Genomic DNA, 13,310 nt, shown 5'->3' on the forward strand with positions numbered 1-13,310 from the left:
CTCCTTAGTGAATAGGCAGCATCATAAGGTATGCTATGCCAGCACATCAATAGATGTTGCCTCTCATCAATATATCAGCTGGTTTATGCTCGCGGTATTCGGGGGGGGATGATGCGAGTGCTATCGCCGCCCTGAGCCCGTGCCAGCGTGTTGGCAATTTGATCATGTGGTGTCCCCAACGTGATGGCGCTGACCTTATCAAGACGGGCCACTTGTTCATCACTTAATGTCACATCCAATGCTGCCAGTGTGTCATTCAATTGAGCCAGCGTACGGGAACCTAAAATAGGGATCAAACTGGTCGGTGAGTTTGCGGCCTTATGGCGCAACCAGGCAATGGCGACGTGTAATGGCTGGATATGGTGTTCCTGTGATACCGCGATAACTTCATCCAGTAGCGCGGTATCTTGCTCGGTATGCACCAATTTGCCCGCGAAGCCCAGTAGTCGGCCTTCATTGCTGTGGCGGTATTTGCCTGTCAGTAACCCGCCTCCCAGTGGCGACCATAGCGCGGCTGCCAAGCCCAATGCTTCAGCCATCGGTAACAATTCGCGCTCGGCGGTTCGTTGCACCAGACTATATTCCACCTGAATACCGGCAATACGCGACCAGCCGCGCAATTCTGCCAGAGTATCAGCGCGAGCAATACGCCATGCAGGGAAGTTGGAAAGCCCAGCATATTGTATTTTTCCGGCGCGGATCAGGTCATCGAAAGCGCGCACAATTTCTTCTAGCGGCGTCAACTGGTCATCAAAATGCGCCCATAATAAATCAATACGGTCGGTATTCAGCCGTTTAAGACTGCTTTCCACCGAGGCGATCATATTGCGGCGGCTATTACCGGTTTGAGTGATTCCAGCATCCGGTTGCGCCCCCAATGTATATTTTGTCGCCACCACAAAGCGGTCTCGTTCCGCAGCAATAAACTCGCCCACAAGCTGTTCAGACTGACCAAATTGATATGTATCAGCGGTGTCGATGAAATTACCACCGGCATCGGAAAAGCGATCAAATACTTGTTTTGCTTCTTCTTTTTCCGAACCATATCCCCAAGCGGTACCAAAATTACCGGTGCCCAACGCCAATTCAGAGACCCGCAGGCCGCTATTACGGCCAAAAGTGGTGTATTTCATATTGAAGCCCCATTCCAATGATTATTTATGATGACTGACATTTATTATATATGACATGCGTAATCTATTAATGCAAATGAATCCTCGTTGACACTTAGATGATGGTTGTCATAATATTAAAATTAGATGTCAACTGTCATCTATAAATCATCCTGAGAGAGAAAACTTCATGAACACGACTCCAGCGGTTCTTATTACCGGTGCTTCATCGGGTATTGGTGCGACTTATGCTGAGCGCTTCGCACTTAGGGGGCATGACTTGGTATTGGTGGCGCGCGATGGTGCACGATTGGAAACATTGGCAACCCAACTTCGCCAAAAAAATGGCATTAATGTGGACGTTTTACCGGCTGATCTGACTCAACCCAGCGAGCTTGCCGCCGTAGAGGCGCGATTACGCGATGATAGCCGCATCGGAGTCTTGGTAAACAATGCCGGCATGAATATTAGCGGCAGCTTTATTGAGCAGTCCATTGACGATATTACGCGGATTATCACCCTTAATACCACCGCCCTGGCGCGGCTTGCCAGTGCTATTGCCCCTCGGTTGGCGGCAGCAGGTGAGGGGGCCATTATTAATATTGGCTCCGTGGTCGGTTTGGCACCTGAATTTGGTTTGACAGTGTATGGTGCAACCAAAGCGTTTGTACTGTTTCTTTCTCAAGGGCTCAGTCTTGAGCTTGCGCCTCAAGGTGTCTATGTTCAGGCGGTGTTGCCCGCCGCCACACGGACTGAAATTTGGCAGCGTTCTGGCACCGATATCAACACTATTTCAGCGCTGATGGAGGTAGGGGAATTGGTCGATGCCGCATTAGTAGGTTTTGACCGCCGCGAGCCAGTGACCATCCCACCGCTGCATGATATTGAACAGTGGGGCGTTTATCAGGCCGCCCGGCAAGCTATGTTGCCGGGTTTCGCTCAGGAACATGCCGCAGAACGTTATCGGGTTATCTCTGAATAATTCTTTTTTTTCATTAAGTTAACGGTTGGTTCATGTCAGGGCAGCTAACTTAATGGCTAATATTTTCATCAAACAGAAAGAGGCATTTGATGCGCAGATGCGGGTTCGCCAGCTCTCTGAACCCGCGCTGGGCTTATAAACCCGCCGCGTAGCTGTGCAGTGCCGGGTCGATATCGACCTGATACCCTTGCACCAGCCGGTTAGTTTCATTGGCCATACCGACAATCGCCAGTAGTTCATTGCGCTGACCCACCGTTAGCCCAGCCTTGCGCGCCGCTGCCAAGTGCGACACCGTGCAGTAATCACAGCCATTGGTGATGGAAACGGCAACGTAAATCAGCTCTTTGGTCAATGGGTCTAACTCCCCATCGGGGGACATAATGGCTTTCAGACTCGACCAGGTGCGCTCCAGCGCGGCAGGGTCATTAGCCAGCGCCAGCCAGAAATTGTTAATCGTCTCGACCTGCCGCGTCTGTTTAATGTCGTCGAACACCGCTTTAACGCGCGGCTCCGCCTGTGCTTCATCGATATAGTTCACTAAGGCCATATTGGCTCTCCCGTGGTTGGCAGCTTAATGCACTGCGGCATACATGATTCTTTTTTCATCGGCCTGATCAGCGGTAAACTCTTCCACGATCCGACCCTGCCGTGACACTAAAATGCGATCAGACAACGCCAGAATCTCCGGCAGATAGGAGGAGATAACCACCACCGCCAGGCCGTCATCTGCCAACTGATTGATTAACTGATGAATCTCGTGGATCGCGCCGACATCCACACCGCGTGTCGGCTCATCAAAAATGATTAAGCGTGGCTGCTGTACCAGACTTTTACCGATCACCACTTTTTGTTGATTGCCACCCGATAGCGCCACCACGGGCTCTTGCGGGTTGAGAGCACGGATATTGAGCCGCTGTCGCCACTGTTCCGCCAGTGCGGCTTGCGCCCGTCGGCTAACCAGCGGGGAGCGATGTTGGTTGGAGGCAAGCAAACCGGCATAGAGGTTCTCGGCAATGGTCGCGGTCTCGAAAAAACCTTCTGATTTACGGTCTTCAGTCACATACACGATGCCATCTTTCATCGCCTGACGCGGTACGCGGTAGCGCACTGGCTGACCATTAAGCTCAATGGTGCCGCCGCGCGAAAAGTCCCGCTTATCAATGCCAGCAATAATGCGGGCAGTTTCGGTGCGCCCTGATCCCACCAGCCCAAAAATGCCAGTAATTTGGCCACGATAAAGGGAAAACGCGTTATTGCGCACCACATTGCCACGTGAGAGATCTTGCACGCTGAGGATTTTTTCCCCCGCAGGGCGCGGTGTGCGCGTGGTTGTCGCCGGTGTACTGCCCGCCGTCCTGCCGACCATATGGGCAATGATGCTTTCGCGGTTAAAAGCTTGCACGTCGTCGGTGATAATATGTTTGCCATCGCGCAAAATAGTGATGCGATCGGCCAGTTGCAGCGCCTCTTCAATGGCGTGACTGATAAATACCAGCGTCATTCCCTGTTTCTGCAAACGGCGCACCAGAGCGAAAAAGTGCCGTTTCTCTTCTGGCGTTAAGGTAGCGGTCGGTTCATCGAAAATAATCACTTTGGCTTGCAGACGTACTGCGCGAGCGATTTCCACCATTTGTCTTTTGGCCGCGCCCAGTGTTGCCACTTGTGCCGTGGGGTCCACTGGGAAGTTAAGGGCTTGCAAGAATTGTTGCGCGGCAATATAGACATCGCGCAGGCGGTTAAAGGTTTTCTCATCGCCCAACCAAATGTTCTGCGCCACGGTCATTGATGGGATCAGGCTGGTCTCCTGAAACACCATGGCGATGCCCTGTTTGCGCGCCTCGGCGGGGGAGGTAAAACTGACGGGACGCCCCTCCCAACGCAGTTCGCCGTGCTCCGGGGTGACGACTCCGGCGATGATTTTGCTGAGTGTCGATTTCCCCGCGCCGTTCTCCCCCAGTAGCGCGTGGACTTCACCGGCGCGCAGGCTAAAACTCACCTCATCCAACGCCTGCGCCCCGTGATAATGCTTACTGATGTTGGTTAATGTCAGCAGCTCATGCATGCTGTGCCTCCTGGTGCAAATTAATCAGCACATCGCCACCGCGCGACGCGACCCACAGCCCGTGAGCGCTATCCAGCACGCTGTTCACCCCATGCCGGTGCCCATCGGCCCGGCTGTGATAGCTGGCAATCGGCTGCCCCTGTTTATCCAACCGCACCACTAACCCCCACGAACGGCTGGGTGACCAGGGCTTATGCACGCCCATGGTTTTGACCGCGCCGCACTGAAGCGGCTCAAGAAAACTGTGGCCGGAGGCATAAGCGGGCGCAATCCAGAACTCCGGTGGTACTTCAGCCAGCATCGCCAACCGATAAGATTTCTCCTGTAACACAAACTCCACCAGCCGGTTGCGTGGGGCAAAACAACTCAGCCAGTAGCCGCTGCCGTCATGGCTGGCGACAATGCGCGAGGGATAAGCGGGCAAATGATCTAGCACCATGCGGATGCCGGGGCGGGTAAGGGTTAGCTCAATGACCCGGTGACGCCAACTTTCCGTCACCAGCAGCGTATCCGCTTGATGGCCATGGGCAATCCCTTGCGGGTAGCCCAGCCCGTCGGCCAGACAGCGCGTTTGTTGGGTGTTGAGATCCCACAACCATACCGCGCCTTCCCGGTGTTTTAGCAGCAGGTCGCGTGACCACTCGCTGGCCGGTAACCGCCGTGATCCGCTGCACAGCACCAGCCGTTGGCTATCGAGAAACAGCATGGCGGTAATGCAGCGCAGCGCATCATGCGGGCGGGTTAATGGTTGCGGTGCGCCATCCTGCCACAGCCACAATGAATCATCCGCCAGCGCCAGTGCCAGCCCGCCACCGGGGCGCGCGGCGATACTGATAATCTGCTGCGGAAATTGCCACAGCCGCGTCGGCGCACTGTGCGGTTCCTGCGCCAACTGCAACAATTGGGAGCCGCTGGAGAACAGCACCCGCTCGCCATCGGCGGTTAAATTATCGGGCTGCGGCGTTACCAGCCAAGGGGCGGCATCATCCAGCGCGGTGTTAGGTTGTAGCGGCCCATCCAGTGGCGGAATGGTCAGCGCTTTGCCGCGAAAAAGATCGAGCAGTGAAAAACGGCTCATGCAGATTTCCCCCAATAAGAGTGATAGCCCGTCCAGTGGGGATCGGCGTCGGGCAAGCGGTAGCGGCCAATGCGGTTATTCAAAATGCCGCCCACATAGAGGTATCCTTTGTGTTCGCGCATTGAAGTGACCATCGGGTGGCTCATACCGCCAAGGTTGCCGAGCACATCGTGAATTTCGCCTTGCTCACTGAATTTCACCACGCCACCAGTATTGATGTTGGGGAACAGCCACTCATCTTGCACCAGTCGCCGCGTCATACGCCGCCTCATGCCGGGGTGACGTAGCGCCAGATCGAAAGTGGGGGTGCGCATACCGAGCCACGCCATCCAGTAGCGGCCGTCCGAGGCGCGGTTGATGTTGTCGGGATAACCGGGCATATCGCGGATCACGCATTCCAGTTGGCCTTTTTTCGGCCCGTCGAACCAGTAACGGTGTACGCGACAGGCCCAGGACTCGGCCAAAAATAGTGACTGCCCATCATGGGCGATACAGACACCGTTGGTGTAGCGCAGGCCGCTGAGGAGTGTTTCGGTTTTGCCGCTATCGGGGTAGTAACAGAGCAGGCGGCCGGTAGGGCGGCTTTCGATGCTATCCAGCGCCCATTCGTGCGCATCATAGCGCGTGGTGGAGTCGGTAAAGAACACCCGGCCATCCGGCGCGATATCACAGTCATTGGGATCACGCAGCCGCGCATCATCCACCACTGACAGCCACGAGCGGCGGGTTCGAGTTGAAAGCTGTTGCACCGTGCGGTCGCTCGTTACTGAATATAGCCCCATCGCCCCGACGCAAATTTTCAGCGATTGGTCTTTATCCAGCGCCAAACCTAAGGGAAAACCGCCAATATGGGTGAAAACCTCGGAGCGCTGATAATCGGGGGCGAAGAAACGGATAATTTCGCCGTGACGGGTACCGCAGTAAAGATGGTCATTGTTGTCGAGAATCACATCTTCCGGCCCTTCCAGCTCGCCCAAGCCGATAAATTCAGTCTCAGCCAGTTTGTCGTTCAGCGACCAGGCCGATTGCGCTGCCGGCTCTGCTGACAACGTTTCACCCACGCGAGTGTAAATCGGGGCCACATAGACATTCGCCAGCACTTTGTGCCGGTTTTTTAACCAGCGAATATCAAGAAAGACGGCGGCAATCAGCACCACCCCCAGCACCATTTGGGTGCTGCCGCTGGGCAGCCCGAGGCGGATTAGTCCATTGGTCAACAGCAGAACAATAATAGCGCCGAGGATGCCTTTCATGATGGAGCCACGGCCGCCGCCGAGACTGTTGCCACCCACCACACCTGCGGTCAGCGCCATGATCTCCAGCCCTAAGCCGGTGCCTGGGCCGACGCCGCCCATGCGTGTGGCGAGCAAAAAACCCGCCAGCCCACAGCACAAACCGGAGAGGACATAGGTGATAAATACGGTGCGGCGCACCGCAATGCCGGTATTCCACGCCGAACGGCGCGAGCCGCCCACCGCCTGAATATGCCAGCCGAGGCGCATACGGCTGAGCAGCAGATGCAGGCCGATAGCCACTAACACCGCCAGCACAAAACTGACCGGCAGCGGCCCGATTCCCTCTTCGCCGATGAAATTCCACTGCGAGTTATCCACTGACGACTGTTGAATTTGAGTGGCGTATTTCACCACCAGAATATCGAACAAGGTGCGCAGGAGGATAAAACTGACCAATGTGGTCAGAAACGCTCGCAGCCGTAAATAGCCGATCAACACGCCATTAAAGGCACCCGCCAGTGCGCCGACCGCCAGTGTCAGTAGCAGCGATTGCCACAACGGCAGCCCCAGCAGAGAATTGGCTGAAACGGCAGTGAAAGCGCTAAGGGCAAAGATAGCGCCGACGCTAAGATCGATGCCACCACCAAGCATCACAATGCTCATCCCCATCACCACCAGGGCAAACTCTCCCCACTGTCGCGAGGTGTCAGTCAGGCTCGATAGGGCGAAAAAGCCGGGCAGAAAATGGCCGAGCACGGGCAAGAGAATCAGCAGAAATAACAGCGGAATCACATTGTCGATCCAGCGCTTGGTCAGCAGCTCGCCGACCAAATAACTGGGAATTAGATTGTAGCGGAGCCGTGCCGCCCGTTCGCGCATAAACATGATGAGTGACCAGATAAACGAAGTGATCAGCCGCGCACGGCTGATCGGGAGTGATTAGGCTGCCGCGTTGTCTTTCAGGGACCAGCAAGTGCCGGGCTTCACGTCACTACGTGTCGTGATTGATTCCGGTGTGTAGATCCAGGTTTTGCTATTGCCCGCCTGCGTGCCACTTTGCAGCAGATACTTCACTAGCGTGCTGACATCACGTGACTGATTTGGCACGTCGGTAGAGACCAGGGCATCAATTATGCCGTTGTTGAGGCGGTCACAGTCGGCCTGCTCGCCGCCGCCGGTGGTGGCGAGGAAGATTTTGCCGGTTTTACCCGCATCGCGAATTGCCGCCCCGGTGCCCTGCGCGGTGGTTGACCAGAAATCAACAATACCGCACACATCAGGATGCTGTTGGATTAACGTGCTGGTGACGTTGCGTGCAGTGGTTTCGTCCCAGTTGGAGTAGGGCGCTGCAACCACTTCAAAGCCAGGATGCTTTTTCAGCTCTTCTCGCAAACCGGCCCATTGATCAAGGCTGGAGGCATTAACCTGGTCGCCCTGAATGATACCGATTTTTTGGGTTGAATTGGCCCCGCAGCCCTTAACTACCGCCTGCGCTTCCAACTGGCCGACGGTGGCCCAGTTACTGCCAACAAAGGCGTCGGAGGAGAAATTGCTCGGATTATCCACTTGAATCACATAAATCCCCGCCTGCTGCGCTCGCTTATAAAGACGTGAATAGGATTGCAGGTCAGGCGATTGCACGATAACGGCGGCGACTTTGCGGTTAATCGCGTCAGTCAATGCTTCCGCACCGTCGTCAGGTTTCCAGTTGGGATCGCGTGTTTCAAAGTTGATACCTTCTGCTTTCAACGATTTACCGATGTAGTACGCCCAACCTTGCGATAAGTCCATTCCCATCGCCATCGGGATCAGCACCACTGTTTTATCTTTAAAATGCTCCGCCACATTGGCTGGCCCCGGATCATCGCGACCAAACGCACTGCTGCCCCACACGCTGAGTGCTAAACCCAACGCGGCCACTTTTTGCCATTTTTTCATGTTCGTTACCCTGTGTGAATAAGTGATGACTCAAATGTCGCCCTGTTGCTCGGTTTGCTCATCGCGGGGATTAATCACCCCGTCAATAATCAGGGCAATTAAAAGAAAACTGGCTTTGATCAAGTTTTGATATAGATCGGAAATATCGAGGATAGTTAATCCATTAATTAACAGGCCGATTAACAAAGTGCCGTAAATAACATTACGCATGCCGCCTTTACCGCCTGATAAACCTATTCCGCCCACTACCACCACTAATATGACGTCATACAGTAAGGTGGAGTTAATAATCCGGGTATTGATGGAATGCAAGCTGGCCACAATGACCAAACCGGCAATAAACGCCACCAGCGTGGAAACTGTATATTGCAAGGTAATCAATGGGCGAACCGGAATACCGATATTACGCGCCGCGTGTAAATTATCGCCCATCAAATAGAGATAGCGGCCATATTTAAAAAAGCGGAGTAACAAAGCCATTAACGCTGCCAGCACCAAAAATAGCACTATCTCCAGTGGGACAGGGCCGAGCGCAGCTTCACCCAGCGCCGCAATGGTATGCTGAGATTTTGGCAGATAGATAACATCCTGGCTTATCAGTTGCGAGCGACCGACGCCGTAGACCAGAATGCCAGTGGCGAGTGTGGCGAACAGCGCCGGGATCTCCGCGTAGGCAATCAGCAAGCCATTGACCATACCAATGGCAATTACTGCCAACAGTGTTAACGGCAGCGCCACCGCCAGTGACATCTGCTGATTAAGCATATGTAATAGCCAGGCGGTCGACATTGCCATGACCGATATTAATGAGAGGTCAATGCCACGACCAATAACAATCATGCCCATGGCCACGGCGAGAATACCGAGAAGTGTGACACTGCGGACTAAGTTAACCAGATTATCCGTGGATAAAAAACGCGGTAAGAAAAAGGCGAAAACGATAAAAATCGTTATCGATAAAACAAGTACGATAATTCCCTGCCGGTCTCGCCGGTAAATTTCACTGACTTTCATTTTTAACTCTTTTTATAATCTCAATATTGGATGAGATAATGTTTTTATTTTTATATTTGAAGTAATAATTAAAGTCAAAGTAGTAAAGCGTCTAGCGATAGAACAAAAATAGAAATAGTGCTTCGGTGATGATGATTGTTTTAATTTTTTAAGTCGATGCACTGAATAAAAGGTACGCAGTGGTTGATGATTTTCATTGTTGGAGGTGAGGAGTGGGGCAATTCTGCCATCATCGTGTGTGCTCCTGCGTCACTCAAGATCTTGCTTAATCCGTTGGCTATTAGAACAATAAATTAACATCAACCTGCACATGATGCCCTGGAACCTGTTTCTCATAGCGTCTGAACAATGGCTTAGAGCGTTGTCGTTGATTTGGTGGAAGTTGATTTAGCCTATTTCGAAGAAAGGCATAATAACAACCAGAGTGAGATATCTTGATATTATGAAATCGTAACAAATACCGCGATATTCTCTGAGGTCTAAAATGGTAGGTTGTACGCAAGTAAATTATTTGCTCTTCAATGTGCTTTTCCACATATCGAGTAGGATTTTCTGGGCAAGGTTTATGATTGATTAACCCTTTTTATCCATAGCACTCATAGACTTTTTTCCATGTGTTCTAGGTTTGCCTGCTAATATTAAAATGTCGACAGATTTTTGCGACATTTCTGGTATTATTTGCATAGTTCAAAAAATTTGTTTTGAGCGCTATATCTCGCTTTGCGTTAGCATTCATAATATCTATACCTCCGGCTATAGTTAGGAAACACTAACTGTCCACCGAGATCGAGACTTTCATAGTGCTGGTAACAGTGGCTTATGATTTCTAATACGCTTGCCGAATAGATATACTCGGTATTCCATCACTCGTGTAACTCCCCATCAATTTTATGTTAACTATATTTATAATATAAACAATCATAATAGCTAGCTTAGTAATAAATCAATTGCAATAAATATAATAAACTAATAGTTATTTATTATCTTCTTGTTAATTAGTGTTTTTTATTTTTTTGTTTTTTTATATTAATTATTTCTTGCTGGTGTTATTTTTTTGCGCTATACATAAATACATATGATTTATAATCAAAATTAAATATTTTTTATTTAATTAGTTATTGATTTATTTGTTATTAATTCAACTGGTGTCGTTCAGGGTATTAATATTTTTCTAATGGAAAGTTACTATGAATATAGGTGGCTAGACTATGAAAATATTATTATTTTCAGGGCAGGGTCAGCAATATAAAGGCATGGGGAGAACACTGTTTTCCATTTATCCGCAGATTACTCAGGATGCTTCGGATATATTAGGCTACTCGATTGAAGAGCTTTGTCTTGATGACCCATTGCACCGTTTACAACTCACTGAATATACTCAGCCAGCTCTTTTTGTTATTAATACTCTTGGTTATTATCAATGGTGTGAGCGTTTTCCATCCACAAAGATTGATGCCCTTGTCGGGCATAGCTTAGGAGAGCTTTCTGCATTATTTGCTGCTGGCTGTTTCGATTTTAAAACCGGGTTACAAATAGTGCGTCAGCGCGGTCAATTAATGGGCTAGGCTGGCGAAGGGAGGATGGCTGCGGTACTTGGCTTACCGGCGATTGAACTCCAAGTAATGTTAAATGAATTTGGGCTGTCACGATTGGATTTGGTTAATTTTAATTCTACGAATCAAACGGTTATTGCCGGTGACAGTGATGCCATCTACCTTGCCGAGAAACAGCTTACCGAGCAAGGAATACAATGCATTGTGTTAAATGTTTGCGTACCTTTCCATTCACGTTATATGAATAAAGCTCAGGAGGAGTTTGCTACGTTTTTACACGAATTCACTTTTGCTGATCCGGAAATCCCCGTCATTGCGAATGCGACTGCACGTCGATATCCCCCTGGACAGGTCGCTCAATTACTCGTACAACAAATTGCCAACCCAGTTAAATGGATGCAGAGTATTCAGTATCTTATGGGATTCGGTAATTTTGATTATGAGGAAATCGGTGCGGATTCGTCACGTATCGGAGGAAATGTTTTGGGTAAGTTGGTGGATGACATTCGCAGCCACTCGCACTTTCTAGATAAGCATACTGAGGTATTAGCAACTGATGCCAGAGAAAATTGCCGCTATATTTTACCCAATATTCCCCCTGTAGTTGCACCTCCCTCTGAGATATATACCCTTGATTGGGATGCTAAACATTTAGGAAGTTCAGTTTTTCGTGAACGCTATGGTACTCAATATGCTTATGTGGCAGGGGCAATGTATCGGGCAATTGCATCTGAAGCATTAGTAATACAGATGAGTCAGGCAGGTTTATTGAGTTATTTCGGCAGCGGTGGTCTTAGTTTGCAACGAATTGAAAATGCGATCCAAACAATTCAGGCCCGGCTTGGTGTGGACTCTCTCTATGGTATGAATTTACTCGCTGATTATGTAGACCCTGAACTCGAATTGGCGACTGTTCAACTCTATTTGAAATATGGCGTTCGTAATATTGAAGCTGCTGCTTATATGCAGATAACACCTGCAATAGTGCAATTTCGTCTTAGTGGTTTGAGCCGTGATATTCAGGGTTATATTCAATGTGCTCATCACATATTAGCTAAGATTTCCCGATTAGAAGTTGCTCAAGCATTTATGAGCCCACCACCGGCAGAAATTGTCGCAATGTTATACCAGAAAGGTGCTATCACTGCTGAACAAGCTGAATTAGCTCAGTATATCCCGGTAAGTGACGATATTTGTGCCGAAGCTGACTCTGGTGGGCATACTGATGCTGGCATCCCTACTATTTTGCTGCCCGCTATTTTGCAGTTACGACAATCCATCATCGAAAAATATCACTATCAAGTGCCTCCCTGTGTGGGGTTGGCGGGGGGAATCGGTACACCGATGGCTGCTGCTGCCGCATTTGTTATGGGGGCGGATTTTATTCTAACAGGTTCGATTAACCAATGTACGGTGGAGTCAGGTTCTAGTGCGCTGGTGAAAGAGATGCTGCAACAAGCCAGTATTCATGATATGGCATATGCCCCAGCAGGAGATATGTTTGAAATGGGTTCTCGGGTACAAGTCCTCAGAAAAGGGCTACTTTTCCCGCCACGTGCCAACAAGCTTTATGCATATTATCTGCAATATGACAGCCTGGAAGATTTACCTACCGCCGTACAGTCTCAATTAGAGGATTGTTATTTTAAATGTAGTTTGGCCGAAGTTTGGCAAGAAACTTTATATCATTTACAAGCAAGTGGACGGACACAGGATATTGCCAAAGCACAAGTTAATGCCAAATACCGTATGAGTTTAGTGTTCCGTTGGTATTTCAGTTACTCAACTCAGTTAGCTTTTAGCGGACTACCTGACGATAAGACTAATTATCAGGTACATACAGGCCCGGCTTTGGGGGCATTTAATCAGTGGGTTCAGGGTACCGAATTAGCGGTATGGACACAGCGCCATGTTGATCTGATTGCAATGAAACTACTACATGCCACAGCCAATCAATTAACATCGATGCTAAATATTGGATGTGACGCCAGAGAAGGAATGAGGTCATGAAAGCCTCGCCTGTTTTGGATTATCATATCTACATTATTCATATTGTGAAAAATAATAGCTTATTGGTCGATTATTTATTTGAAGATTATGATGATAACGAATCAGCATTGCTGCAATTAATATACGGTTCATCTGATATTAAAATTCATCATTGGTTGGAAAATATATTACTCAACGAAATAGATGTATTCGAAATAGAATCAGTTTCTTCAAAAACTCTTGCACAAGATGCGGTAGAGTTCTGGAGCGCTTATTTCCGGTCAATTGGTATTTCCGTGATTGAAACTGATCATATTTGTGAACGATTGGTCATGAATAAAATATGA

General features: G+C 49.8%; 11 protein-coding genes and 1 pseudogene. 4 read left to right on the forward strand and 8 right to left on the reverse strand.

Annotated elements, in window-relative coordinates; translation table 11 throughout:
• Positions 1-83: 83 nt before the first annotated feature.
• Positions 84-1,133 carry an aldo/keto reductase gene (locus DX162_RS13825; RefSeq protein ID WP_032819056.1) on the reverse strand — a complete coding sequence of 350 codons (1,050 nt, stop codon included), beginning with the start codon at positions 1,131-1,133 and terminating at the stop codon, positions 84-86.
• Positions 1,134-1,302: 169 nt separating this feature from the next.
• Here DX162_RS13825 and DX162_RS13830 point away from each other — a divergent pair, with 169 nt between their 5' ends.
• Complete coding sequence (locus DX162_RS13830; protein WP_004388863.1) at positions 1,303-2,094, forward strand: SDR family NAD(P)-dependent oxidoreductase; 792 nt, start codon at positions 1,303-1,305, stop codon at positions 2,092-2,094.
• Positions 2,095-2,227: 133 nt separating this feature from the next.
• Here DX162_RS13830 and DX162_RS13835 read toward each other — a convergent pair whose 3' ends face one another.
• The 7 genes and pseudogenes from DX162_RS13835 to DX162_RS22935 form a co-directional block, all read right to left on the reverse strand.
• Entirely contained in the window at positions 2,228-2,641 is a 414-nt protein-coding gene (locus DX162_RS13835) for a carboxymuconolactone decarboxylase family protein (RefSeq protein ID WP_004388864.1), read from the reverse strand.
• Between the two features lie 24 nt (positions 2,642-2,665).
• Positions 2,666-4,156: a sugar ABC transporter ATP-binding protein gene (locus DX162_RS13840; RefSeq protein ID WP_032819057.1), complete on the reverse strand. Its 1,491-nt coding sequence runs from the start codon at positions 4,154-4,156 to the stop codon at positions 2,666-2,668.
• A complete protein-coding gene (locus DX162_RS13845) occupies positions 4,149-5,234 on the reverse strand; it encodes an SMP-30/gluconolactonase/LRE family protein (protein ID WP_032819059.1) in 1,086 nt (361 codons plus the stop codon). The genes DX162_RS13840 and DX162_RS13845 overlap by 8 nt, the downstream gene beginning before the upstream one ends.
• Positions 5,231-7,354, reverse strand: a complete 2,124-nt coding sequence (locus tag DX162_RS13850; protein WP_004388867.1) for an ABC transporter permease — start codon at positions 7,352-7,354, stop codon at positions 5,231-5,233. The genes DX162_RS13845 and DX162_RS13850 overlap by 4 nt, the downstream gene beginning before the upstream one ends.
• 54 nt (positions 7,355-7,408) lie before the next feature.
• Positions 7,409-8,407: a sugar ABC transporter substrate-binding protein gene (locus tag DX162_RS13855; protein WP_004388868.1), complete on the reverse strand. Its 999-nt coding sequence runs from the start codon at positions 8,405-8,407 to the stop codon at positions 7,409-7,411.
• A 30-nt stretch (positions 8,408-8,437) separates the two neighbouring features.
• Entirely contained in the window at positions 8,438-9,421 is a 984-nt protein-coding gene (locus DX162_RS13860) for an ABC transporter permease (protein WP_004388869.1), read from the reverse strand.
• Positions 9,422-9,704: 283 nt separating this feature from the next.
• Positions 9,705-10,160: pseudogene (locus DX162_RS22935) on the reverse strand (helix-turn-helix domain-containing protein); the annotation flags it as partial.
• Positions 10,161-10,629: 469 nt separating this feature from the next.
• Between DX162_RS22935 and DX162_RS13870 the strand changes: the two are divergent.
• Genes DX162_RS13870 through DX162_RS13880 form a run of 3 tightly spaced genes read left to right on the forward strand, consistent with a single transcriptional unit; the run spans position 10,630 to position 13,310 of the window.
• Positions 10,630-10,986 carry an acyltransferase domain-containing protein gene (locus tag DX162_RS13870; protein ID WP_004388871.1) on the forward strand — a complete coding sequence of 119 codons (357 nt, stop codon included), beginning with the start codon at positions 10,630-10,632 and terminating at the stop codon, positions 10,984-10,986.
• 15 nt (positions 10,987-11,001) lie between these two features.
• Positions 11,002-12,984, forward strand: a complete 1,983-nt coding sequence (locus tag DX162_RS13875; protein ID WP_004388873.1) for a PfaD family polyunsaturated fatty acid/polyketide biosynthesis protein — start codon at positions 11,002-11,004, stop codon at positions 12,982-12,984.
• Complete coding sequence (locus DX162_RS13880; RefSeq protein ID WP_032819060.1) at positions 12,981-13,310, forward strand: hypothetical protein; 330 nt, start codon at positions 12,981-12,983, stop codon at positions 13,308-13,310. The genes DX162_RS13875 and DX162_RS13880 overlap by 4 nt, the downstream gene beginning before the upstream one ends.

It is taken from the genome of Yersinia kristensenii (genome assembly GCF_900460525.1).
In the GTDB taxonomy this organism is placed as follows: domain Bacteria; phylum Pseudomonadota; class Gammaproteobacteria; order Enterobacterales; family Enterobacteriaceae; genus Yersinia; species Yersinia kristensenii.